Annotated in this window: 27 protein-coding genes; all 27 read right to left on the reverse strand. The window is 63.8% G+C overall.

Annotated features, from left to right (window positions below; all coding sequences use genetic code 11):
* Positions 1-115 precede the first annotated feature (115 nt).
* Positions 116-397, reverse strand: a complete 282-nt coding sequence (locus tag QFZ54_RS06645) for a DUF1467 family protein (RefSeq protein ID WP_307085625.1) — start codon at positions 395-397, stop codon at positions 116-118.
* 4 nt (positions 398-401) lie between these two features.
* Positions 402-2,039 (reverse strand): ribonuclease J, encoded by a 1,638-nt coding sequence (locus QFZ54_RS06650; RefSeq protein WP_307085627.1) that lies wholly within the window; start codon positions 2,037-2,039, stop codon positions 402-404.
* Between the two features lie 63 nt (positions 2,040-2,102).
* A complete protein-coding gene (locus tag QFZ54_RS06655) occupies positions 2,103-2,879 on the reverse strand; it encodes a type III pantothenate kinase (protein ID WP_307085629.1) in 777 nt (258 codons plus the stop codon).
* Between the two features lie 10 nt (positions 2,880-2,889).
* A complete protein-coding gene (locus QFZ54_RS06660; protein WP_307089308.1) occupies positions 2,890-3,621 on the reverse strand; it encodes a biotin--[acetyl-CoA-carboxylase] ligase in 732 nt (243 codons plus the stop codon).
* Positions 3,622-3,623: 2 nt separating this feature from the next.
* Positions 3,624-5,069, reverse strand: a complete 1,446-nt coding sequence (gene nuoN / locus QFZ54_RS06665; RefSeq protein WP_307085631.1) for an NADH-quinone oxidoreductase subunit NuoN — start codon at positions 5,067-5,069, stop codon at positions 3,624-3,626.
* Positions 5,069-6,601: an NADH-quinone oxidoreductase subunit M gene (locus QFZ54_RS06670; protein ID WP_307085634.1), complete on the reverse strand. Its 1,533-nt coding sequence runs from the start codon at positions 6,599-6,601 to the stop codon at positions 5,069-5,071. Before QFZ54_RS06670 ends, nuoN begins: the two co-directional genes overlap by 1 nt.
* The gene (gene nuoL / locus QFZ54_RS06675; protein WP_307085636.1) at positions 6,601-8,706 is read right to left on the reverse strand and encodes an NADH-quinone oxidoreductase subunit L; all 2,106 of its coding nucleotides are present in this window, start codon (positions 8,704-8,706) and stop codon (positions 6,601-6,603) included. The genes QFZ54_RS06670 and nuoL overlap by 1 nt, the downstream gene beginning before the upstream one ends.
* Positions 8,707-8,711: 5 nt before the next feature.
* Positions 8,712-9,020: an NADH-quinone oxidoreductase subunit NuoK gene (gene nuoK, locus QFZ54_RS06680; protein ID WP_373458463.1), complete on the reverse strand. Its 309-nt coding sequence runs from the start codon at positions 9,018-9,020 to the stop codon at positions 8,712-8,714.
* Positions 9,017-9,628: an NADH-quinone oxidoreductase subunit J gene (locus tag QFZ54_RS06685; protein ID WP_307085637.1), complete on the reverse strand. Its 612-nt coding sequence runs from the start codon at positions 9,626-9,628 to the stop codon at positions 9,017-9,019. Before QFZ54_RS06685 ends, nuoK begins: the two co-directional genes overlap by 4 nt.
* Positions 9,629-9,671: 43 nt before the next feature.
* Positions 9,672-10,157: an NADH-quinone oxidoreductase subunit NuoI gene (nuoI, locus tag QFZ54_RS06690; RefSeq protein WP_031393837.1), complete on the reverse strand. Its 486-nt coding sequence runs from the start codon at positions 10,155-10,157 to the stop codon at positions 9,672-9,674.
* Positions 10,154-11,200: an NADH-quinone oxidoreductase subunit NuoH gene (gene nuoH, locus QFZ54_RS06695; protein WP_307085642.1), complete on the reverse strand. Its 1,047-nt coding sequence runs from the start codon at positions 11,198-11,200 to the stop codon at positions 10,154-10,156. The genes nuoI and nuoH overlap by 4 nt, the downstream gene beginning before the upstream one ends.
* Entirely contained in the window at positions 11,197-13,191 is a 1,995-nt protein-coding gene (gene nuoG / locus QFZ54_RS06700) for an NADH-quinone oxidoreductase subunit NuoG (protein WP_307085643.1), read from the reverse strand. Before nuoG ends, nuoH begins: the two co-directional genes overlap by 4 nt.
* Entirely contained in the window at positions 13,191-14,492 is a 1,302-nt protein-coding gene (nuoF, locus tag QFZ54_RS06705) for an NADH-quinone oxidoreductase subunit NuoF (RefSeq protein ID WP_107955021.1), read from the reverse strand. The genes nuoG and nuoF overlap by 1 nt, the downstream gene beginning before the upstream one ends.
* The gene (locus QFZ54_RS06710) at positions 14,492-15,160 is read right to left on the reverse strand and encodes a complex I 24 kDa subunit family protein (protein WP_248521011.1); all 669 of its coding nucleotides are present in this window, start codon (positions 15,158-15,160) and stop codon (positions 14,492-14,494) included. The genes nuoF and QFZ54_RS06710 overlap by 1 nt, the downstream gene beginning before the upstream one ends.
* Positions 15,160-15,402: a hypothetical protein gene (locus tag QFZ54_RS06715; RefSeq protein WP_307085647.1), complete on the reverse strand. Its 243-nt coding sequence runs from the start codon at positions 15,400-15,402 to the stop codon at positions 15,160-15,162. The genes QFZ54_RS06710 and QFZ54_RS06715 overlap by 1 nt, the downstream gene beginning before the upstream one ends.
* Positions 15,399-16,610 (reverse strand): NADH-quinone oxidoreductase subunit D, encoded by a 1,212-nt coding sequence (locus tag QFZ54_RS06720; protein WP_373458581.1) that lies wholly within the window; start codon positions 16,608-16,610, stop codon positions 15,399-15,401. The genes QFZ54_RS06715 and QFZ54_RS06720 overlap by 4 nt, the downstream gene beginning before the upstream one ends.
* A gap of 20 nt (positions 16,611-16,630) precedes the next feature.
* Positions 16,631-17,479: an NADH-quinone oxidoreductase subunit C gene (locus QFZ54_RS06725; protein WP_307085651.1), complete on the reverse strand. Its 849-nt coding sequence runs from the start codon at positions 17,477-17,479 to the stop codon at positions 16,631-16,633.
* The gene (locus QFZ54_RS06730) at positions 17,476-18,024 is read right to left on the reverse strand and encodes a NuoB/complex I 20 kDa subunit family protein (protein ID WP_187504417.1); all 549 of its coding nucleotides are present in this window, start codon (positions 18,022-18,024) and stop codon (positions 17,476-17,478) included. The genes QFZ54_RS06725 and QFZ54_RS06730 overlap by 4 nt, the downstream gene beginning before the upstream one ends.
* Complete coding sequence (locus tag QFZ54_RS06735; RefSeq protein ID WP_121903273.1) at positions 18,015-18,389, reverse strand: NADH-quinone oxidoreductase subunit A; 375 nt, start codon at positions 18,387-18,389, stop codon at positions 18,015-18,017. The genes QFZ54_RS06730 and QFZ54_RS06735 overlap by 10 nt, the downstream gene beginning before the upstream one ends.
* 479 nt (positions 18,390-18,868) lie before the next feature.
* Entirely contained in the window at positions 18,869-19,681 is an 813-nt protein-coding gene (locus QFZ54_RS06740; RefSeq protein ID WP_056048515.1) for an inositol monophosphatase family protein, read from the reverse strand.
* 162 nt (positions 19,682-19,843) lie between these two features.
* On the reverse strand, positions 19,844-20,407 hold the full coding sequence (efp, locus tag QFZ54_RS06745; protein WP_056482276.1) for an elongation factor P: 564 nt from the start codon (positions 20,405-20,407) through the stop codon (positions 19,844-19,846).
* 86 nt (positions 20,408-20,493) lie between these two features.
* The gene (locus tag QFZ54_RS06750; protein ID WP_307085661.1) at positions 20,494-21,099 is read right to left on the reverse strand and encodes a M23 family metallopeptidase; all 606 of its coding nucleotides are present in this window, start codon (positions 21,097-21,099) and stop codon (positions 20,494-20,496) included.
* A gap of 4 nt (positions 21,100-21,103) precedes the next feature.
* Complete coding sequence (locus QFZ54_RS06755; protein WP_307085663.1) at positions 21,104-22,114, reverse strand: L,D-transpeptidase family protein; 1,011 nt, start codon at positions 22,112-22,114, stop codon at positions 21,104-21,106.
* 185 nt (positions 22,115-22,299) lie between these two features.
* Entirely contained in the window at positions 22,300-22,989 is a 690-nt protein-coding gene (gene thiE / locus QFZ54_RS06760) for a thiamine phosphate synthase (RefSeq protein ID WP_307085665.1), read from the reverse strand.
* A 75-nt stretch (positions 22,990-23,064) separates the two neighbouring features.
* Positions 23,065-23,985: a class I fructose-bisphosphate aldolase gene (locus QFZ54_RS06765; RefSeq protein ID WP_307085667.1), complete on the reverse strand. Its 921-nt coding sequence runs from the start codon at positions 23,983-23,985 to the stop codon at positions 23,065-23,067.
* Between the two features lie 14 nt (positions 23,986-23,999).
* On the reverse strand, positions 24,000-24,329 hold the full coding sequence (locus tag QFZ54_RS06770) for a type II toxin-antitoxin system PemK/MazF family toxin (RefSeq protein WP_307085669.1): 330 nt from the start codon (positions 24,327-24,329) through the stop codon (positions 24,000-24,002).
* Positions 24,326-24,556 (reverse strand): ribbon-helix-helix protein, CopG family, encoded by a 231-nt coding sequence (locus QFZ54_RS06775; RefSeq protein ID WP_307085671.1) that lies wholly within the window; start codon positions 24,554-24,556, stop codon positions 24,326-24,328. The genes QFZ54_RS06770 and QFZ54_RS06775 overlap by 4 nt, the downstream gene beginning before the upstream one ends.
* Positions 24,557-24,654: the final 98 nt, after the last annotated feature.

The raw sequence follows: 24,654 nt of genomic DNA on the forward strand, positions 1-24,654 counted from the left end.
GGCTGGCACTTGCCAGACGGAGGGGGAGGTAAAGGAAACTTCTGTTCCGTGTCCTCCCCCTCCGTCACCTTCGGTGCCACCCCCCCTCGCGGGGGAGAATCGTGACGCCGCGCCCCTAGCGCGTGATCATGTTGCCGCGGTCGAACAGGTCGACGCTTTGCGGCGAGATCCAGCCGTAGTGATAGTTCAGCTGGAACAGCACGAACAACACCGTCGCCACCACCGTTACCCGCCAAGCCGTCCGCCCTGAGCGAAACTCATGCGGCGCACTCTCAGCCTGGCCGGGGACGTGCTCGCCCCCGACTTCACGCGTCGTCTTCACGCCGAACGGCAGGACCAGGAACACCGAGAACGCCCAGAATAGGACGTAGATCGCGAGTGCCGAGGTCCAGCGCATCGGTTCAGCCCTCGATCAGCAGGACATCGACGATCGGCTGCTTGCCGGTCCAGCGCTTGGCGACCTTGCGCACCGCGAGACGAATCTGCTCGCGCATCTTCTCACTCTCGCGCTTGCCGCCGCGTACCGTGTCGGCGGCCGCCTGGACCGCGTCGGCGATGAACGCCGCACGGTCTTCCTCGACGGGCACACCCTGCACGCGGACCTGCGGCTGGCCAACCATCCGGCCGTCCTTGCCGAGCGCGACACCGACCGAAATCTGGCCGTTGATCGCCAGCTTCCGCCGCTCGCTCAGCGTCGCGCCGTCCGCCGGCAGGATCACGTCGCCGTCGAGCACGAGACGCCCGACCGTCGCATTGCCGATCTTCGCTGGGCCCTTGGGCGCCAGACGGATGATGTCGCCGTTGCTCTGCACGATCGCGCGCGGAATGCCCTGCTCGAGGCCGAAGCGCGCATGCTCCATCATATGACGCATCTCGCCGTGCGTCGGCACCAGCACGTCGGGACGCAACCAGTCGTACATCTGTGCGAGTTCCGGCTGGCCCGGATGACCCGAGACATGGACGTGCGCCTGGCGCTCGGTGATCATACGGATGCCCTTGGCCGCCAGCGTGTTCTGGATGCGACCGATCTGGACCTCGTTGCCCGGGATCTGCTTCGACGAGAAGATCACCGTGTCGTCTGCGTCGAGCGTGATCGTGTGGCTGCCATTGGCGACGCGTGCGAGCGCCGCGCGCTCCTCGCCCTGGCCGCCGGTCGCGATGACCAAGACCTTGTTCTTCGGCAGGCGCATCGCCTCGTCGGGGCTGATCGTGTCGGGGAAATCCTTCAGATAGCCCGTCGCGCGCGCAACCTTGATGATCCGGTCGAGCGACCGCCCGGTCACGCACAGCTTGCGCCCGGTTTCCTTCGCGACTTCGCCGAACGTGTGCAGCCGCGCCGCGTTCGACGCGAAGCTGGTGATCATCACCCGGCCCTTGGCCTTGCTGACCTCCTCGAACAGTCCCTTACGGACGGTGCTCTCGCTGCCCGACGCGGTCGTGTTGAAGATGTTGGTCGAATCGCAGACGAGGACGTCGATGCCCTTGTCGCCGATCGCCATGAAGCCCTCGGGCTTGGTCGGATTGCCGATCACCGGGTTCGCATCGAGCTTCCAGTCGCCGGTGTGGAACACGCGACCATAAGGCGTATCGATCAGCAGCGCGTTCGCCTCGGGGATCGAATGCGACATCTCGACGAAGGTGAAGCCGAACGGCCCGAGCTGGAAATTGCCGCCCATCGGGATCATCTTGAGCTTCACGCGGTTGGCGATGCCCTCTTCCTCGAGCTTGCCGCGGATCAGGCCCATCGTGAACGGGGTCGCATAGATCGGCACGCCGAGGTCTTCGGCGAGGTACGGCAGCGAGCCGATGTGATCCTCATGACCGTGCGTGATGACGATGCCGAGCAGGTCGTCGATCCGGTCCTCGATGAAGGACAGGTCGGGCAGGATCACGTCGACGCCGGGATATTGCGGATCGGCGAAGGTGATGCCGAGATCGACCATCACCCACTTGCCCTGGCAGCCGTACAGGTTGACGTTCATGCCGATTTCGCCGGAGCCGCCAAGGCCACAGAAAAGGAGTTCGTTCTTCGGAGTCATTGATTACTTTCAGGATTATACAGGAATATGGCCCGCAGGCCGGTCGGCGCGAGCCCAATGGCCCTAGATATGGTGACGATCCCACATCATCGCCAGCCCCTGGATCGTCAGGTCGGCTTCGATGACGTCGAACACGTCGGTCTGTTTCTCGAATAATGTGGCGAGCCCGCCGGTCGCGACGACCTTCACAGGGCGGCCGATCTCGCGCTTCATCCGCGCGACCAACCCCTCGATCATCGCGACATAGCCCCAATAGATGCCGATGTGCATCTGCGAGACGGTGTTGAGCCCGATCACGCTGGTGTCGGTCGGCGCCTCGATCGCGATCCGCGGCAGTTTCGCCGCGGCGGTCACCAGCGCGTCGAGCGACAGGTTGATGCCCGGCGCGATGATCCCGCCCTTGTACGCACCGCTATAGTCGACGACGTCGAACGTGGTCGCGGTGCCGAAATCGATGACGATCAGGTCGCCGGGATGCAGCGCATGCGCGGCGATCGTGTTGACCGCACGATCGGCACCGAGCGAGGCCGGCTCGTCGACATCGATCGAGATCCCCCATTCGACCGGCGCATGGCCAGCGATCAGCGCCTCGGTGTTGAAGTATTTCGACGCGAGAACCTGCAGGTTGTGCAGCGCGCGCGGGACGACGGTGGCGACGATCACGCCCTCGACCGCAGTGCGATCATGCCCGCCGAGCTGCATCAGCTGGCTCAGCCACACCGCATACTCGTCCGCCGTCCGCCGCGGATCGGTCGCGATCCGCCAGCGCGCGACGATCTCGCCGGCATTTACCAGCGCGAACACGACATTGGTATTGCCGGCATCGATCGCGAGCAGCATCAGCGGGGCCTCAAAGCAGGAAGACGTCGGCAGCGTGAATGACACGCCGCTCGCCAGACGCCAAGCGGAGGATCAGCGCGCCGTCGGTGTCGAGGCCGACGAACAGGCCGTCGATCCCGCTACCATCGGGAAGCCGAGCGGTCAGCGCAGTGCCTGCGGGATGTGCGCAATCGACCCAACGCTCGCGAACCGGCGCAATGCCTTCGGTGCGCCAACGGTCGATCCAGCGCGCGAAACTGTCGGCGAGAATGTCGAGGAACATCGCCGGCTCGACCACCACGCCGTGCGCGGCGAGATCGGTCGTCGCACGGTCGGGCAGATCGGGATGATGCGCGATGTTGACGCCGTAGCCGACGATCACCGCGTTATCCGCGCGTTCGAGCAGGATGCCCGACAGCTTGGCATCCGCAAGCAGCAGGTCGTTCGGCCATTTCAGGACGAGCGTTTCGCTCGCGTCGGTCGTGCCCTGGCAGATCCCCGCGACGAGGAACGTCGACACCGTTTCCTGCAAGGCGACCGCAGCCACCAGCGCGAGGCTGGCGGCCGGCGGATCGTTCGGTCGCAAACGGACCAGTGTGCTCGCGTAGAGGTTACCCTCGGACGACGACCATTCGCGCCCGAGCCGCCCCCGCCCTGCCGTCTGCCGGATCGCGCGCAGCCAGAGACCGTCCTCGGCACCGCCGCGTGCAAGCTCCAGCAGGTCGGCGTTGGTCGATCCTGTCTCCGCGACGGTGCGGATGATGCTCAGAACAACGCCCGTGCGGCCGCCATCGTCCACGCGCCGAGCACGGGGATGAGGAGGTAGCCGGCTGGCGACACGAAGATCGCAGCGACCGCGATGAGCCCGCCCTCGACCTTGCTCTCCATCGGCGCGAACGCCGGTGCTGGATCGTCGAAGTACATCGTCTTGACGACACGCAGGTAATAATACGCACCGATCACCGAGGCGGCGATGCCGACGACAGCCAGCGGGAACAGCCCGGCGTCGACCGCCGCGCTGAACACCGCGAACTTCGCGTAGAAGCCGAACAGCGGCGGGATGCCGGCGAGGCTGAACATGAAGATCGCGAGTGCCGCAGCCAGCGCAGGCCGCGTCCGCGACATGCCGGCGAGGCTGTCGATGGTCTCGACCGGCTGGCCGTCGTCACCGCGCATCTGCAAGACGACCAGGAATGAGCCCAGCGTCATCGCGACATAGATCGTCAGGTACATCAGCACGCCCGACACGCCTTCCGGCGTTCCAGCCGCAAGGCCGATCAGCGCGAAGCCGACATTGTTGATCGACGAATAAGCCAGCAGCCGCTTGATGTTGGTCTGGCCGATCGCGGCAACCGCACCGAGGATGATCGAGGCGAGCGCCGCGAAGATCACGATCTGGCGCCACTGATCGGTCGCCGGGCCCATCGCATCGACCGCCACGCGGACGCTGAGCGCGAGCGCTGCGACCTTCGGGGCGGACGCGAAGAACGCGGTGACCGGGGTCGGTGCGCCCTCGTACACGTCGGGCGTCCACATGTGGAACGGCACCGCGCTGATCTTGAACGCGAGGCCTGCGAACACGAACACGAGACCGAACAGCAGGCCAAGCGACTTGGTGCCGGCATAGGCCTCCGAGATGCCCGAGAACAAAGTCGTGCCGCTGAACCCGTAGACCAGCGAGATGCCGTACAGCAGGATGCCGCTGGCCAGCGCGCCAAGCACGAAATACTTCAGGCCGGCTTCCGCCGAACGCCCGTCGCGCCGCATGAAGCTGGCGAGGACGTAGGCCGCAAGGCTCTGGAGTTCGAGCCCGACATACAGCGTCAGCATGTCTGTGGCCGAGACCATGATCCCCATGCCGCATGCCGACAGCAGGATCAGCACCGGGTATTCCGGACGCAGATCGTCGCCATGCGAGCGCGCGAAGAAGCTCGGTGCCATGACGATCGCGACCGCCGAGGCGATGTAGATCAGCACCTTGGCGAACGCACCGAACGCGTCTGCACGGTACAGGCCGTCGAACGCATAGCCGCCCGACGAGGCCGGACCGACGAGGGCGATCCCTGCCCCGACCAGTACGAAGACAGCGGCGATCGACACGGCCCGCGTGGACTTGTCCCCGCCCCAGGCCGAGACGAGCATCAGGGCGATCGCACCCAACGCCAGCACCAGTTCGGGCAGCGTCATTGCGATGTTAGCGGCGTAATCCATCAGTGTGCCTCCCCGTGCGCGGCACTATGGACGGTGGCGGGTTTCCCCGCAGTTGGGTTTGAATCGCTGGCAGGCTTGGCGCGATCGACACGGTCGAGCAACACGGCCACGTCCTTGCGCATCGGTGCCAGGAAGCTCTCGGGATACACGCCCATCCACAGCACCACGGCTGCGATCGGTGCGAGCAACCACATCTCGCGGCCCGACAGGTCGACCATCGCACGGACGTCGTCCGCCTTGATCTCGCCGAACACCACGCGGCGGTACAGGTACAACATGTACGCGGCGCCGAGGATGATGCTCGTCGTGCAGAGCAAGGCGGTCCAGGTCGAGACCTGATACGTGCCCATCAGCGACAGGAACTCGGCGACGAAGCCGCTGGTCCCCGGCAGGCCGATCGACGCCATCGTGAAGAACAGGAACAGGATCGCGTATTTCGGCATGTTGATCGCCAGGCCGCCATAGCGCGAGATTTCGCGGGTATGGAGCTGGTCGTAGATCACGCCGACGCACAGGAACAACGCGCCCGATACCAGGCCGTGGCTCAGCATCATGATCATCGCGCCTTCGATGCCCTGACGGTTGAACGCGAACAGGCCGATCGTGACGATCGCCATGTGCGCGACCGACGAATAGGCGATCAGCTTCTTCATGTCCGACTGCACGAGCGCGACGAGCGACGTGTAGACCACCGCGACCGCCGACAGGCCGAAGATCAGCCAGGTCAGCTGGCCCGAGGCGTCGGGGAACATCGGCAGCAGGAAGCGCAGGAAGCCGTATCCGCCGAGCTTCAGCAACACGCCCGCCAGGATCACCGAGCCTGCGGTCGGCGCCTGGACGTGCGCGTCGGGCAACCAGGTGTGGACCGGCCACATCGGCATCTTGACCGCGAACGAGGCGAAGAACGCGAGCCACAGCCAGGTCTGCACATGCGCCGGGAAGTCGTAGTTCATCAGCGCCGGGATGCTGGTGGTGCCTGCGGCCTTCGCCATGTACAGCATCGCGATGAACATCAGGACCGAGCCGAGCAGCGTGTACAGGAAGAACTTGTACGACGCGTAGATCCGGTTCGCGCCGCCCCAGATGCCGATGATCAGGTACATCGGGATCAGGCCGGCTTCGAAGAACACATAGAACAGGAACAGGTCCTGCGCCGCGAACGTGCCGATCATCAGCACTTCGGTGAACAGAAACGCCGCCATGTATTCCGGCACGCGAGTCGTGATCGAGCGCCAGCTGGCACCGATGCAGATCGGCATCAGGAACACGCTGAGCATGATCAGCATCAGCGCGAAACCGTCGATGCCGAGCGACCAGCCGAACGGACCGAAGATGCCGGGTGCATGCTCGACGAACTGCCACTGCGCGCCGCCAATGTCGTAATTCATCCACAGCATGACGCCGAGAACGAAGTCGATAAGCGTCGCCGCCAGCGCCAGCGTCCGGGCCGTGTTCGCCGAGACGAACAGGCACGCGATTGCAGCGATCATCGGGACCGCGATCAGGACGGAGAGGATAGGAAAGCCGGTCATTACAGTCCGATCGCCCAAGTTACGGCTGCGGTAAGCCCGATCAGCATGACGAAGGCATAGGTGTAGAGGTATCCCGTCTGAAAGCGGTTGGCGACGCGGCTGCCAATCTGGACGACCCAGGCAGAGCCGTCGGGCCCGAACCGGTTGATCGTCTTCTCGTCGCCGCGGTGCCACAGGAAGCGGCCGATCGCGAACGCCGGACGGACGAAGATCAGGTCGTACAGCTCGTCGAAATACCACTTATGCAGCAGAAAGTCGTAGAGCACGCCAAACTGTTCGACGACCTTGGCCGGGAACGTAGGGGCCTTGATATAGGCGTACCACGCCGTCAGCAGGCCGAGCAGCATCGCGATCGTCGCCGACAGCTTGATGAGCAACGGCACACCGTGCATCTCGTGCATCAGATGTTCGCGGAACGCTAGCGCGCCCTTCCAGAACTCCTCGCCTGCGGTCGGCTCGATGAAGAAGCCGTGGAACACGAAGCCTGCGAGAACCGCGCCGATCGACAGGACGATTAGCGGGATCAGCATCGGCAGCGGGCTCTCGTGCGGGTGATAGCCACCATCGCCCTCGGCCGGTGCATGCGCCGCGTCGTGATGACCGTCCGGCGCATGACCTGCGTCCTCGGCCTGCGCCGGGTTCGCGTGGTGATCGTCGACGTGATGCGCATCATGCGCGTGGTCGTCGTGACCATGCGCGTCGTGGAGCGCATGCTGGATGTGCTCCGATGCGGCCCAGCGTGGCTTGCCCCAGAAGGTCAGGAACATCACGCGCCACGAATAGAAGCTGGTCAGCAATGCGACGAGCACACCGACGAACCACACGCCCGGCTGGCCCGCAGCCCAGCTCGCCTCGATGATCGCATCCTTCGAATGGAAGCCTGCAAAACCGATCGCGGTGTTGCCGAAGATGCCGGGGATGCCGACGCCGGTAATCGCGAGCGTACCCGCCATCATCGCCCAGAACGTCACCGGGATCTTTTTACGCAGGCCGCCATAATAGCGCATGTCCTGCTCGTGGTGCATCGCATGGATGACCGAGCCGGCACCGAGGAACAGCAGCGCCTTAAAGAACGCGTGCGTGAAGAGGTGGAACATCGCTGCGCCGTACGCGCCGACACCGGCCGCGAAGAACATGTAGCCGAGCTGCGAACAGGTCGAATACGCGATCACGCGCTTGATGTCGGTCTGCACGAGGCCACAGGTCGCGGCGAACAGGCAGGTCGCGGCACCGACCGAGGTGACCACGGTCAGCGCGACCGGGCTCATCTCGAACATCGGCGACAAGCGGCAGACCATGAACACACCGGCCGTGACCATCGTCGCCGCGTGGATCAGCGCCGACACCGGGGTCGGACCTTCCATCGCGTCCGGCAACCAGGTGTGCAGGCCGAGCTGCGCCGACTTGCCCATCGCACCGACGAACAGCAGCAGGCAGAGCACCGTCATTGTGTCGAAGCGGTAGCCGAGGAAGCCGAGCGTCGAGCCTGCCATGGCAGGGGCCGCGGCGAGAATCTCGGGGATCGAGACCGTGCCGAACACCAGGAACGTGCCGAAGATGCCGAGCATGAAGCCGAGATCGCCGACGCGGTTGACGACGAACGCCTTGATCGCCGCTGCACTGGCCGATGGCTTGCGGAACCAGAACCCGATCAGGAGGTAGGATGCGAGACCCACGCCTTCCCAGCCGAAGAACATCTGGACGAGGTTGTTCGCGGTCACGAGCATCAGCATCGCGAAGGTGAACAGCGACAGATACGCGAAGAAGCGCGGCTGGTCGGGATCCTCGTCCATATAGCCCCAGCTATACAGATGGACGAGCGCCGACACCGAAGTGACGACCACGAGCATCACCGCGGTCAGCGCATCGACGCGCAGCGACCACGCGACGTTCATGTCGCCGGAATGGATGAAGTCGAGCAACGGCGCGACGGTGGCCGTGCTGGTGCCAGACAGGAAACCGATGAAGATCGGCCAGGACAACAGGCACGACCCGAACAGCGCAGCCGTGGTGACAATTTTCGCCGGCACGTTGCCGATCGCGCGATTGCCGAACCCGGCAACGATCGCGGCCAGTAACGGCAGGAAGACGATAAGCTGGATCAACCGTATTACCCCTTCATCCGGTTGACGTCGTCGACCGCGATGGTGCCGCGACCGCGGAAATAGATGACGAGAATGGCGAGGCCGATCGCAGATTCACCCGCCGCCACCGCCAGCACGAACATCGCGAACACCTGTCCGACGAGATCGTGCAGGAACGCCGAGAACGCGACGAGATTGATGTTCACTGCCAGCAGGATCAGCTCAATCGCCATCAGGATGACGATGAGATTCTTGCGGTTCAGGAAGATGCCGAGCACCCCCATCGTGAACAGGATCGCCGCGACGACCAGATAGTGGACGAGACCGATCGTCACAGTTCGACTCCCTGCCCGACGACCGGGCTCGTGTTGCGCGTGGCATCCTGCGGACGACGCGCGTTCTGGCGGCTGATGTTCTGCGCCTTGACGCCGCCGCGCTGGCGGTGAGTCAGCACGATCGCCCCGATCATCGCGACCAGGAGCACCAGGCCGGCACCCTCGAACACGAACAGATAGCGCGTGTAGAGCAGGTTACCGATCGCCTGGATGTTCGGCACGGTGTCGTCGATCGGCGCGACGCGACGGGCAAGCTGAATCGGACCCGTGCTCCAGGCGCCGATCGCGATCATCACCTCGGCAGCGAGTGCCACTGCGAGTGCAAGGCCTATCCCGAAATACCGGGCGACGCCTGCGCGCAGTTCGGTGAAGTCGATGTCGAGCATCATGACCACGAACAGGAACAACACCGCGACCGCGCCGACGTAAACGATGACGAGCAGCATCGCGATGAACTCGGCACCCACCAGGATCATGAGGCCGGCCGCGTTGAAGAACGCGAGAATCAGCCACATCACCGAGTGGACCGGATTGCGCGACGCGATCGTCAGCGCGCCCGACAGGACGACGACGAAGGCGAAAAGATAAAAGGCTAAGGCCTGAATCACGATTGCGGCCCCTTAGACGCCCACGAGAAGAATGACCGCGCCATTAACGGTACGGCGCGTCGGCGGCAAGGTTCGCCGCGATCGCGCTTTCCCAACGGTCGCCATTATCGAGCAGCTTCGACTTATCGTAGATCAGCTCTTCGCGCGTCTCGGTCGAAAATTCGTAGTTCGGACCCTCGACGATCGCGTCGACCGGGCATGCCTCAGCGCACAAGCCGCAGTAAATGCACTTGGTCATGTCGATGTCATAGCGCGTCGTACGGCGCGAACCGTCGTCGCGCGGCTCGGCTTCGATCGTGATCGCTTGCGCGGGGCACACGGCCTCGCAGAGCTTGCACGCGATGCACCGCTCTTCGCCATTGGGATAGCGCCGCAACGCGTGCTCGCCACGGAACCGCGGCGACACTGGATTACGCTCGTACGGATAGTTGATCGTCGCCTTTTCCTTGAAGAAATAGCGAAGCGTCAACGCGTGCGCCTTCACGAATTCCCACAGGGTAAACGACTTGATGATCTGAGCGACGCTCATGAACCCACTCCAACGCGCGTCAGCATGAGATAGCCCGACACGAGGAAAACCCAGAACAGCGAAACGGGGAGGAAGACCTTCCAGCCGAGCCGCATCAGTTGATCGTAGCGATAGCGCGGCACGGTCGCCTTCACCCAACTGAACAGGAAGAAGAAGAAAAGGATCTTGGCGAACAGCCAGATGATCCCCGGCACGTAATAGAGCGGCGCCCAGTCGACCGGCGGCAGATACCCGCCCCAGAACAGGATCGCGTTCAGCGCGCACATCAACAGCACGTTGGCGTACTCGCCGAGCCAGAACAGCGCGAAGGACATCGACGAATATTCGGTCTGGTAGCCGGCGACCAGCTCGCTCTCCGCCTCGGTCAGATCGAATGGCGCGCGCTGCGTCTCGGCTAGGCTCGAGATGAAGAACATCACCGCCATCGGGAACAACAGCGGGTTCAGGATGAAACCGTTGAAGAACCAGACGTGCGACTTCTGCGCCATCACGATCGCCGAGAGGTTGAAGCTGCCGGTCCACAGCACGACCGAAATCAGGATGAAGCCGATCGCGACCTCATACGACACCATTTGCGCGGCGGCTCGAAGGGCCGAATAGAACGGGTATTTCGAGTTCGACGCCCAGCCCGACAAGATGACCCCGTAGACGCCGAGCGACGACGCCGCGAGGATGTAGAGCAGGCCGACGTTGATGTCGGCGAGCACGAGGCCGACCCCGAACGGCACCACAGCCCAGACGATCAGTGCGACCGTGAAGGTGATGATTGGTGCCAGCAGGAACAGAGTCCGGTTGGCGGCTGCGGGGACGATCGTCTCCTGCAGGAACACCTTCAGGCCGTCGGCGAAGCTCTGCAGCAGCCCGAACGGGCCGACGACGTTGGGACCACGCCGCAACGCCATCGCCGCCCAGATCTTGCGATCGGCATAGATGATCATCGCCACCGCCAGCATCAGCGGCAGGGCTATCAGGAGGATATCGATGATCGTGGCTAGGAAGAACGCCCAGTCGTAGCCGAGCGAGGATTCGAACCAGGAAATCATTCGGCTGCCTCCGCGTAATCTTCCCCATGGAGAAGTTCGGCGGAGCAGCGCTGCATCGTCGGCGACGCACGGCAGATCGCATTGGTCAGGTAGAAATCCTTGACCGGATAGCCGGCGAGAACGCCCTGCCCTTCGCCGCTAAGCGAAGGCGGGTTCCACTCGAACGTCGCGAGCGCCTGATGACGCAGCGCAGGCACGTCAGAATACATTTCCTCGCGCAAACCCTCGAAGCTGTCGAACGGCAGCGTGTGGCCGAGCGTGTCGGACAGCGCTCGGAAGATCGACCAGTCTTCACGCGCGTCGCCCGGTGCGAACACCGCGCGCTCGCCGCGCTGAACACGCCCTTCGAGATTGACCCACGTCCCCGACTTCTCGGCATAGGTGACACCCGGCAGGATGACGTCGGCAGCCGCCGCACCCTTGTCGCCGTGATGGCCCACGAACACCTTGAAGCCGGCGAACTTCGAATAATCAACCTCGTCCGCGCCGAGGAAGAAACCGAGCTTCGCCCCCATTACGTCGGCGATGCCGCCCTTCTGCGCATAGCCGAGCATCAGCCCTCCCATCCGCGAGGCCGCCATGTGGACGACGTTGAAGCCGTTCCAGCCGTCCTTCACGAGACCCAGCGTATCGACCAGCTTCAGCGCAGCCGCGTGGCCACCCTTCAGCGCGCCACCACCGACGATCACCATCGGACGCTCCGCATTGCCGAACGCCTCGGTCACCGCCTCGGGCAGCTTGCCGAGCAGCGACAGATCGTCGCCGAGCCATTCGACCTTGTATGTCAGGTCCGTCTCCGGCCCGATCGCGAAGACCTTCGCGCCCTTCTTGATCGCCTTGCGCACCCGAGTGTTCACCAGCGGCGCTTCCCAGCGCAGATTGGTACCCACCAGCAGGATCGCATCCGCACGCTCGGTGCCGGCGATCGTCGTGTTGAAATTGACCGCGGCGATGCTCGTCGCGTCATAGTCCATGCCGGTCTGACGGCCTTCGAGCAGGCTCGAGCCCATCTTCGCGAGCAGTGCCTTGGCGGCGTACATCGTCTCGCAATCGACTAGATCGCCAGCGACAGCCGCTACGCTCGACCCGGCGTTGACCGCCTTGATCGCCGCAAACGCTTCATCCCAGGTTGCGGGCTGGAGCTTGCCGTTCACGCGGACATAGGGCTTGTCGAGACGACGGCGCACGAGGCCGTCGATCGCATGGCGCGTCTTGTCGGTCGCCCACTCCTCGTTCACGTCCTCATTGATCCGCGGCACGCAACGCAGCACCTGACGACCGCGGCTGTCGAGCCGGATGTTGGTGCCGACCGCGTCCATCACGTCGATCGTCAGCGTCTTGCGCAATTCCCAAGGGCGTGCCTCGAACGCGTACGGCTTCGACGTCAGCGCACCGACCGGGCACAGATCGACGACATTGCCGCTCAGCTCGCTCTTAACCGCGTTCTCGAGATACGAGGTGATCTGCATGTCCTCGCCGCGGAAGATCGCACCGATCTCCTCGACGCCGGACACTTCCTCGGCGAACCGGATGCAGCGCGTGCACTGGATGCAGCGGGTCATGACCGTCTTGACGATCGGCCCCATATACTTCTCGGTGACCGCGCGCTTGTTCTCGTCGTAGCGCGAATGGCCGCGACCATACGCTACCGACTGGTCCTGGAGATCGCACTCGCCGCCCTGATCGCAGATCGGGCAATCGAGCGGATGGTTGATCAGCAGGAATTCCATGATGCCCTCGCGGGCATTCTTGACCATCGGCGAGTTGGTGAAGATCTCCTGCTTGTCCGCCGCCGGCAGCGCGCACGACGCCTGCGGCTTGGGCGGACCAGGCTTCACCTCGACCAGGCACATCCGGCAATTGCCGGCGATGCTCAGGCGCTCATGATAACAGAAACGCGGGATCTCCTTGCCGGCAAGCTCGCACGCCTGCAGCACGGTGGCACCCTGCGGCACCTCGATCTCTACGCCATCGACTTTGACTAAGGGCATTACTCTGCGGCTTCCATCATCGGCGCGGTGTCGCCACCACGTTCGCGGATACGGCGCTCCATCTCTGGGCGGAAATGCTTGATCAGGCCCTGGATCGGCCACGCTGCGGCATCGCCGAGCGCGCAGATCGAGTGACCCTCGACCTGCTTGGTGACCTGCTGAAGCATGTCGATCTCGGACAGTTCGGCGTCGCCGGTGCGCATCCGCTCCATCACGCGCCACATCCAGCCGGTGCCCTCACGGCACGGCGTGCACTGGCCACAGCTCTCATGCTTGTAGAAATACGAGATGCGGCTGATCGCGCGGACGATGTCGGTCGACTTGTCCATGACGATGATCGCCGCGGTACCGAGGCCCGAGCCGACCGCCTTCAGGCCGTCGAAGTCCATCGCGCAGTCCATGATCTGCGCGGCCGGCACCAGCGGCACCGAAGAACCGCCCGGGATCACCGCGAGCAGATTGTCCCAACCGCCACGGATACCACCACAATGCGTCTCGATCAGATCGCGGAACGAGATGCTCATCTCCTCCTCGACCACGCACGGCTTGTTTACGTGGCCGCTGATCTGGAACAGCTTCGTGCCGCGGTTATTCTCCGCGCCAAAGCTGGAGAACCACGCCGCGCCTCGCCGCAGGATCGTCGGCGCGACCGCAATCGACTCGACGTTGTTGACCGTCGTCGGGCAGCCATAAAGACCGGCACCCGCCGGGAAAGGTGGCTTCAGCCGCGGCTGGCCCTTCTTGCCCTCGAGGCTCTCCAACATCGCGGTCTCTTCGCCGCAGATGTACGCGCCGGCGCCCCGGTGCACGAACACGTCGAAGTCATAGCCCGACCCGCACGCGTTTTTGCCGATGAAGCCGCGATCATAGGCCTCGGCGACCGCCGCGAAGAGCGTCTCGGCCTCGCGAATATACTCGCCGCGGATGTAGATGTACGCGGCACGCGCGCGCATCGCGAACCCGGCGATCAATGCGCCCTCGATCAGCTTGTGCGGATCGTGACGGATGATTTCACGATCCTTGCAGCTGCCCGGCTCGGACTCGTCGGCGTTGATGACGAGGAAGTTCGGCCGGTCCGGCTTCGGCTCCTTCGGCATGAACGACCATTTGGTGCCGGTCGGGAAACCCGCGCCGCCGCGACCACGCAGGCCCGACGCCTTCATCACGTCGATGATCGCGTCCTGGCCGAGCGCCATCAGATCCTTGGTATTGTCCCAATCGCCGCGCATGATCGCTGCGTCGATAGTCCACGGCTGGAAACCGTAGACGTTGGTAAAGATGCGGTCCTTGTCGGCGAGCATCAGGCCCACTCCCCCCGGTAATCGTGGTTCGCATCGACCATCGCCTTCAGCGAGGTCGGGCCGCCTTCGGGGCAGCTCGCGCGACGGCCGAATTGCGGCCCCGGCGTCGGGTGCCCGCCATTGGCCAGCGCTTCGAGGATCTCGGTCGTCTTGTCGTAATCGAGGTCTTCGAAGTTGTCGTCGTTGATCTGCACCATCGGCGCGTTCGCGCAAGTGCCAAGGCACTCGACCTCGGTCAGCGTGAACATGCCGTCCGGCGTCGTACCGCCCTTGACCAGCCCGCGGTTCTTGCACGCGGCAAGGACATCGTCCGACCCACGCAGCATGCACGGCGTCGTACCGCAGACCTGAACGTGGAAACGACCGACCGGCGCGAGATTGAACATCGTGTAGAAGGTCACGACCTCGTACACGCGCATGTACGGCACGCCGATCTGGCGCGCGACGAACTCGATCACCGGAACCGGCAACCAGCCCTGCGTCTGCGTTTCCGCCCCAACCTGACGCTGCGCCAGATCGAGCAACGGGATCGACGCCGACTGCTCGCGACCCTTGGGATAGCGCCCGAGGATCTCGTTCGCCTTCACTTGGTTCTCGTCCGTCCACGCGAACGAACCCCAGCGTGCGCGGGTCTCGGCCTCGTCGGGAATTTTTGGTGCTTCAGCCATCAGCCGTGATCCGTAAGTTCTAGGCGACGTTCGATCCGCTCGACCCGATCAGACAGCCGATCGAGCCGCGAATTGACGCCGGAAATCGCGATGATCGAACTGCCGAGATGCTCCTCGACCATCGTCATCCGCGTCTTGAGATCGCGGACGTCGAATTTCATCTCGGACATATCGCCCTGCATCTTCTGCAGAACCGAATAGATCAGCTCGTTGGTCACTGCGCCGTTCTGTGCGGTGGTCATCGGTCGCACTCGCCGAACACGATATCCATCGCGCCGAGGATCGCGGTCGTATCCGCCAGCATGTGGCCCTTCGCCATGAAGTCCATGGCTTGCAGATGCGAGAACGCGGTCGGGCGGATCTTGCAGCGGTACGGCTTGTTCGAGCCATCGGCGACCAGATACACGCCGAACTCGCCTTTGGGGCTTTCAGTGGCAACATAGACGTCGCCGGCGGGCACGTGGAAGCCCTCGGTATAGAGCTTGAAGTGATGGATCAGCGCTTCCATCGACTGCTTCATCTCGGCGCGCTTGGGCGGCACGACCTTGCGATCGAGCGACGCAATCGGCCCCTCGGGCATATCGCGCAGGCACTGCTTCATGATCCGTGCCGACTGACGCACTTCCTCGACGCGCACCATGAACCGGTCATAGCAATCGCCGCGCGTGCCGACCGGCACGTCGAAGTCCATCTTGGCGTACACGTCATAAGGCTGCGACTTGCGCAAATCCCAAGCAATGCCCGAACCGCGGATCATCGGGCCGGAAAAGCCCCATTTGATCGCGTCGTCGCGGCTGACCACGGCGATGTCGACGTTGCGCTGCTTGAAGATGCGGTTGTCCGCGACAAGCGAGATCGCATCCTCGAACAGCCGCGGCAGGCGCGTGTCGAGCCAGTCGCCGATATCGGCGAGCAGCTTCAACGGTGCATCCTGATGCACGCCACCCGGACGGAAATAGTTCGAATGCATGCGCGCGCCGCTCACGCGCTCGAAGAAGTTCATGCAGTCTTCGCGGATCTCGAACAACCACAGGTTCGGCGTCATCGCACCGACGTCCATGACGTGCGACCCGAGGTTGAGCATGTGGTTCGAAATGCGCGTCAGCTCGGCGAAGAACACCCGCAGATACTGCGCGCGCTCCGGCACTTCGAGGTCGAGCAGCTTCTCGACCGCCAGCACCCAGCTATGCTCCATGCACAGCGGCGAGCAGTAATCGAGCCGGTCGAAATACGGCAGCGCCTGCGTGTAGGTCTTGTACTCGATCAGCTTCTCGGTGCCGCGGTGAAGCAGGCCGACATGCGGATCGACGCGCTCGACGATCTCGCCATCGAGCTCCATGACGAGGCGCAACACGCCGTGCGCCGCCGGATGCTGCGGACCGAAATTGATCGTGTAGTTCTGGATCGTGACGTCGCCGGTCGTCGGATCGGAAGCGTCAGCCTCGCCCAGAACCTCCTCTACGTACAGCCTCACTGGTTCTGTCCTCCGCCCTTGGTCGGGATGACATCCGACTCCACGGGCTTGTCCTGCTTTTGGTTGCCAGCATTGGCGTCACCCGAACCGGTTTGCGCCGTCCCCTGCGCGTCCTTCTTGGCATAGGACTCGCTCGGTGCGTCCGGCGCCTTGGTCGCGCTCTGCGCCGCATCCGCCTTGACGATCGTGTCGGCCTTGAGTGGCGTAGGTGCGCCCTTGGCCTCGGGCAGCGCGCCCTTCTCGTCGCCGGGAAGCACGTACTCGGCACCTTCCCACGGGCTCATGAAATCGAACGTCCGGAAGTCCTGCGCGAGCTGCACGGGCTCGTACACCACGCGCTTCGACTCTTCCGAATAGCGCAGCTCGACATACCCGGTCAGCGGGAAGTCCTTGCGCTGCGGATGACCACGGAAGCCGTAATCGGTCAGGATGCGCCGCAGGTCCGGATTGCCGCTGAAGAGCACGCCGTACATGTCGTACACTTCGCGCTCGAGCCAGCCGGCGACCGGCCAGATGCCCGTCACCGACGGCACCGGCTTTTCCTCGTCGGTCGCGACATGCACGCGCAAACGGTGGTTCCGCGTGAGCGACAGCATGCAATAGACGACCTCGAACCGCTCAGGCCGATCCGGATAGTCGACGCCGGCGATCTCCATGAGCTGCTGATAGGCAAGCCCCGGCGTGTCGCGCAGCGCGATCATCGCGTCGTAAAGGTCCTCGCGACGAACGTGCAGCGCGACTTCGCCGACATGATCGACCGCGTCGAGCAGCATGCCGCCAAGCGCAGCGCGCGCCGTGTCGATCACGCCGTCGTTCGACGCATAAGCGGGTGCGGGAGCCCTCAACGCTCAATGCTCCCGGACCGCCGGATCTTCCGCTGCAACTGCATGATACCGTACAACAACGCCTCAGCCGTCGGCGGGCACCCGGGGACGTAGATGTCCACCGGCACGATCCGGTCGCAACCACGCACGACGCTGTAGCTGTAGTGATAATAGCCGCCGCCGTTCGCACACGATCCCATCGAGATCACGTACTTCGGCTCCGACATCTGGTCATAGACCTTGCGCAGCGCAGGCGCCATCTTGTTGCACAGCGTGCCGGCGACGATCATCACGTCCGACTGGCGCGGGGACGCGCGCGGTGCAGCGCCGAAGCGCTCGAGATCATAGCGCGGCATGTTGACGTGGATCATCTCGACCGCGCAGCAGGCGAGCCCGAACGTCATCCACCACAGCGAGCCGGTACGCGCCCACTGGAACAGCTCCTCGGTCGACGTGACGAGGAAACCCTTGTCCGTCAGCTCACCGTTCAATCCGTCGAAAAAGCCCTGATCGGGCGGCACCAGCGAGCTGGAGGCACCGAGTGCGGGCTGAAGCTCTACTCCCAATCGAGTGCTCCCTTCTTCCATGCGTAGACGAGGCCAAGGGCCAATTCGCCGATAAAGATCATCATCGAAATCCACGCGGTCCAGCCGAGCGTGAAGACCGAGACGGCCCAGGGATACAGGAACGCGGCCTCAAGATCGAAGATGATGAAGAGGATGGCGATCAGGTAGAAACGTACGTCGAACTGGCTGCGCGGATCCTCGAATGCGGGGAAGCCGCACTCGTATTCGCTGAGCTTCTCGGGCGTAGGCTTGTGCGACCCCGTGAGACGCGAAACGGCCATCGGCAGGAACACGAACGTGCTCGACAATGCGATAGCGACCCCGAGGAACAGGAGGATCGGAAGATAGTGCGACAGGTCGACCAAATTGCTTCTCGCAAGTGCGAACGGAACGGGGCCGCTTTAGGCCGATGGGGGGTCCGGGGCAAGGCTAGGAGGGTGTGAGAATCACTCGCAACAGGGAGACGGGGTGGCGGTAAACATGCGTTACTTGATGCGCGAGCGCAGGCGGCGGTCGGCGATGACGGCTTCGTCCCCGATCTTGATCCGTCACCTCGGACGTTTGGGTGCGTGCCCCCCTGTAGGAACGATGAGGCCGCGTCCGAATGACAACCCTCTCTTCCTTGTTCTCCCGCGAAGGCGGGAGCCCAGTCTGGATCCTCGCCTTCGCGGGGAAACATACTACCGTTGCTCCAAGCGGATTGACGCCCCCACTGCCCGTCATCCTGACGAAAGTCAGGATCCAGGGTTCCAAACGGAAACTTTCGTGGCTCTGGATCCTGACTTTCGTCAGGATGACGGAAAAGAAGCCGGTCCGCCTTAAAACTCGTTACGACCCGTCGGCCTTAGCGTAGCGCGCCGGCCACCAGCTTATGCAGCCGCGAATGCAGCGCATCGTTCGCCGCCAGGAACTCGTTGCGCTCCATCGCACGATCGCCACCACGGAAGTCGGTAACGAAACCGCCGGCCTCCTTCACCAGTAGCATGCCGGCCGCGACGTCCCAAGGCTTCAGGTTCGATTCCCAGAAGCCGTCGAAACGCCCGGCTGCAAGCCATGCCAGATCGAGCGCCGCAGCGCCTAGGCGACGAATTCCCGCAACCTCGGGCGCAACCGCACCGAAAATTCGGCTCCACTGCGCGAAGTCGCCATGCCCCAGGAATGGAATCCCCGTTGCGATCAGCGATTCGGACAGATCGCGCCGCGACGACACGCGCAGGCGCTGGTCGGTGAGCCATGCCCCCCGGCCCTTCTCGGCCCAGAAGCTCTCGTCGGTCAGCGGCTGGTATACCAGAGCAGTCGTAACTTCGCGCTTGCCGTTCGGCATCGGCTCCTCGACCGCGATCGAGATGCAGAAATGCGGGATGCCGTGGAGGAAGTTCGACGTCCCATCGAGCGGATCGACGATGAAGCGCGGTTTGTTCGGGTCGCCCTCGACCTCGCCGCGCTCCTCCATGAGCATGCCCCAATCGGGACGGGCGTGGCTGAGCTCTTCGAAGATCGTCTGCTCGGCGCGCTGGTCGGCTTGGCTGACGAAGTCGGCCGGACCCTTGCGGCTCACCTGGAGCTGCTGGACCTCGTTGAAGTCGCGACGCAGGCGCGGCGCGGCCTTGCGGGCGGCGCGCTCGATGACGGTCATGATGCCGGAATGGCTGGGCATTTTAATTTAACTCCCCCCTCCCGCATGCGGGAGGGGCCGGGGGTGGGCTCGCGCTATCGTCGTCGCGCAACATCTAGGTAATCGCGCCATTATCGTTGCGCGATGTGGAGGGCGGGCGCCCACCCCCCGGCCCCCTCCCGCTTGCGGGAGGGGGAGCAGATTTTAGTCTGCGCGCCTTACGTAAGTCTGCTCGTACACATCGACGACGATCCGCGTACCCGCGCCGATATGCGGCGGGACCATCACGCGGACGCCGTTCTCCAGCACCGCGGGCTTGTAGCTCGACGACGCGGTCTGCCCCTTCACGACGGCATCCGCCTCGACGATCAACGCCTCGATCGTGTCGGGTAGCTGGACCGATATCGGCCGCTCTTCCCAGAGCTCCATCACGACGTCCATGCCGTCCTGCAGGAACGCCGCGGCGTCGCCCAGGATGTCCGCGTCGAGCGAAATCTGCTCGTAATTGATCTTGTCCATGAAGGTGAGCATGTCGCCTTCGCGGAACAGGAACTGGAAGTCGACGGTCTCGAGCCGCACCTTCTCGACGCTCTCGGCGGAGCGGAAACGGGTGTTGTTCTTGCGGCCGTCGATGAGGTTCTTCATCTCGACCTGCATATAAGCACCGCCCTTGCCAGGCTGAGTGTGCTGAATCTTGACGGCGCGCCAGATGCCGCCCTCATATTCGAGGATGTTGCCGGGACGAATCTCGACCGCGTTGATCTTCATGACCGATTCCTGCTGGAAAGAGCTAGGGGCCGTCCACGAAGCCTGGCCTTGAGGCCTGGCTCTGCGGAAACCCGAAGCGGCGGGCTTTAGCGGGCGCGCTCGCGTCCGGCAAGCAGCGGGTACGGGTTCACGTTCTCGCCCTGGTACCAGCGCTCGCCCGGCTGCATCTTGGTCAGCCCGAAATGCAGGTGGTAATTGCCCGCCCCAGCGTCGCCGGTATCACCGACATAGCCGAGCGTATCGCCCGCCCTAACCGCCATGCCTTCGCGAATGCCGTCCGCGTACCCGGCAAGGTGCGCGTAGTAATAGGTCCAGCGCCGATCGGGCGAACGTACGTAGACCGTAATCCCGCCCAGGCCGCTCTGGAACAGCTTCTCAATCCGGCCCGGCGCGGCGGCGACGACCGGCGTGCCACCCGCCGCCATGATGTCCGCCCCACGATGGCCGCGAAGGCCGCCGCCCCGCGCATCGTTCCAGCTATCCGCGATCGCCTTCCGCGGAACACCGGCGACCGGAACGGCCAGAGCCCGGGGCGTCACGGAAACGGCGGCGACCTCGACGGATGGCGCAGACTCGCGCCACGGCACCCTCCGCTCGACGCCGCTACCGCTGCTGCCGAACGACAGCATCGAGGCGAACGTGGCTGCGACGACGACGATCAACCCGAGAATGATCCAGAACGTGCGCGTCATCGCATTACGCCTGGAAGACGGCCTTGGTCCCCGGCTTGATCATCATCGACAGCCGCGCCGCATCCCAGTTGGTCAGGCGGATGCAGCCATGGCTCTCCGCGCGCCCGATCGTCTCCGGGTTCGGCGTGCCGTGAATGCCGTAATGATCCTTCGACAAATCCATCCAGACGACCCCGACCGGACCGTTCGGACCCGGCGGCAGCATTTCCTTCTGCTGCCCCTTCTTGGCATCCCAGAACAGCGCAGGGTTGAAATGAAACTTCGGATTGTAGTCGGAGCCCTTTATCGTCCACCTCCCGAGCGGCAGCGGATCGTGGCTCGACCCCATAGTCGCGGAAAACTGCGCGATCAGCTTGTCGTTCGCGTCGAGCACGCGGAGCACGCCGTCGGACTTGTCGACGACGACATGATCCGCCTGCGGTTGCTTCGCATCGACGTTCAGCATGTTGAGGGTCGCGACCCAATCGGGCCGGTACTTGGCGTCGTAAGCGCGCGATGTCGGCAAGGCGTTCGGGAACACGACCTTTGTGCCGGGCGAGAGCTTCGTGCTCGGCGAGTTCAGCGCCATGATCACGGCGGGAGTCGTGTGGAACATCTCGCCGAGCTTCTCCATCACGGTACGATAGCCAAGGGTCTGGAGTTCGGCCTGCTTGGCGGGATCCTTGGGCAATGGATTGACGAACGGCCCGGCCAGCATCTCGGGCGTCAGCGCGATCGCCACGGTCGGTCGCGCGGCGCGATACGGATACAGCGCCTGCAACGTTCGCGCATCGGACTTGCCGGTGATCGGCAGGCCCTGGGCTTCCTGAAATCCCTTCAGCGCCGCGACGAGCGACTGGCCTCCGCGACCGTCGAGCACGCCTGGCCCGAAGCCGAGATGATCGAGGATCACCTGCACGTGGAGAATGTTGCGGTCGATCGGCACCGGCTTGGTCGGCGGCGTCTGCGCCACTGCTGATGCCGCTCCGAGCAGGCAAGCCGCCAGAACCGAAGCTTTCGTCACAAATGCCGTCATGCCCGTCATCCCAAACCGTTACGCTTCTGCATCAAACGGTCGGGGGCGACGGTTGTTTCCGCTCTAGAAAACAACCGCGGCACCGCCCGTCATCCTGACGAAAGTCAGGACCCAGAGCCAAGCAGAACAGCGTTTCGGTACCCTGGGTCCTGACTTCCGTCAGGATTACAAGGGGTGTCGCCGCCTTAGCGCTTGGCGAGAACCTCGCCGAACGCCTTAATCGCGGCGACCTCGTCGCCACCCCAAACCGCGCCTGAGACGGCGATGAAGTCGGCACCGGCAGCGACCAGCGGGGCAGCGTTTTCCGGCGTGATGCCGCCGATCGCAACGCAGGGCATCTCGAACAGGGTCGACCACCAGGACAGGATCACCGGCTCCGCAGTATGCGTCGCAACCTTCGTCGTGGTTGGATAGAACGCCCCGAATGCGACGTAATCCGCCCCGCCCTCGCCTGCTTCCATCGCGAGATGGCGGCTGCCATGGCAGCTCACGCCGATCTGTGCATTGGGTCCGAGCTGCGCGCGCGCCTCGCGCGGATCGCCATCGTCCTGGCCGAGATGCACGCCGTCGGCATCGAGCCTTTTCGCCAACCCGATATCGTCGTTGACGATGAACGCGACATCGCGCTCGGCACATATCGCACGCAATGGCTCGCCCAGCGCTGCGGCGGCGTGCTGGTCGATATCCTTCACGCGGAACTGGAACGCGGCAACCGGCCCGGCGTCGAGTGCCCGGGCCAGCCGTTCGGGAAAGTCTCCACCGACATCCAACGGCGACACCAGGTAAAGCTGGCAAGCCTGCCGCCGCATGTCGCGGCGGAAATTCTCGGCGAAATTGGGATCGAGCGGGCCCAGCGGATCTTCGAATTCGGTCATGTCCGCCCCCTAGCCGCTGATGCCCGCCACGTCACCCCAGCGCATAACCGGGATGACGTGGCGGCAAGACGCAGCTTATTCCTCGTTCTTGTAGATCCGGATGATCCGGTCGAGCATCGCCAGCGCCTCGTCGCGGGGACGCTGGAAGGTGTTGCGGCCGATGATCGAGCCGTTGCCGCCGCCGTCACGGATGTCGCGCGCATCCTGGAAGATCGCGTCCTCGCCCTTAGACGCGCCACCCGAGAAGACGTTGATTCGACGCCCGGCAAAGCTTGACTGGACGACATGCTTCACGCGGTCCGACTGCTTCGACCAGTCGGTGTTCGCGTAAAGCGGCTTGGCTTCCTTCTGCTCGATGTGCGCGGTCGGCAGCTTGGTCTTGATGATGTGCGCGCCGAGCAGCGCCGCGATGTGCGCGGCATAGGCGCCGACATCCAAAGCGAGTTCGCCATCCTTGGTCAGCTCGCCACCGCGCGGGTACGACCAGATTACCGTCGCGATGCCTACCGACTTAGCCTCTTCGCTCAGCTCGCGGATTTCCTCGACCAGGTCGAAGAACTGGTCAGCACCCGGATAGATCGTGAAGCCGATCGCCGCGGAGCCGAGCCGCACCGCGTCGGACACGGTGGCGGTCACCGCCTGGTCGATGGAGGTCGCCCAGCTGTTCGAACTGTTGCACTTCAAGATCGTCGGGATCTGCCCGGCGAACGTATCCGCACCTGCTTCGAGCATGCCGAGCGGGGCCGCATAGGCGCTGAGCCCGGCGTCGATCGCGAGCTGATAATGGTAGTGCGGGTCGTACGCGGCCGGATTGACCGAGAAGCTGCGCGCCGGGCCATGCTCGAAGCCCTGATCGACTGGCAGGATCACCAGCTTGCCGGTGCCGCCGAGCTTGCCCTGCATCAGGATGCGCGCGAGGTTCGCCTTTACCGCCGAGCTGGTGGCCTCGTACTTGTCGAGAATGGTTTTGACTTGCGGAGTGATCGTCGAGGTCATGCTAAAATCCTGTCTTAGAGTTCGAGCCAGCGGCGCAGCGCGTCGTCGACCCGGGTCATGGTGGTGATAGGGATCGTACCGATGATTTTTACGATCGCGTTGCGGTCGAACGTATTAAGCTTGTCGACCTGGATCTCGCTGTCGCGAAGAAGGCCGGTCTCGGGAGAAGCCTCGAGCGAAACGCGAAACAGATTCGTCCCGCTGATGACACTTGTCAGCGGGCACAGCGAAATCGTCGCGTGATCCGCGAAGAGGTCAGACTGGACGACGAGAAAAGGGCGCGGTTTTCGCGGAAAGTCACCCTTGCCCGCCCCAACCACGATCATGCCGCGCGCGAATTTCATGAAAGGGGCGCCGCGAACAACAGATCCCAGTCTTCATCCTGTACCCGACTGTCCTGCAAGGCAGCAGCGAGCGACTGCCGCTTGGCCTCAGCCAGGAACGCCTCGTCATGCCGTTCGACGTAGCGGCGTACCGCCTCACGTGCGATATCGCTCTTGTTGCGCCCTTGGGTGCGCGCAACCGCCGCGAGTCGAACTTCGAGTTCGCTATCTAGCCTGACGCCGAGCATTCGAGTCTCCGTTTAACATGTTAAACATAGGCTTGGAAGGATTACGGATCAACCCCTGCCGGGGCGGTGAAGGCAGCGATTGACGTTGGATCTTCCAC

Origin of the sequence: Sphingomonas faeni, from assembly GCF_030817315.1 — a bacterium.
GTDB lineage: Bacteria > Pseudomonadota > Alphaproteobacteria > Sphingomonadales > Sphingomonadaceae > Sphingomonas > Sphingomonas faeni_C.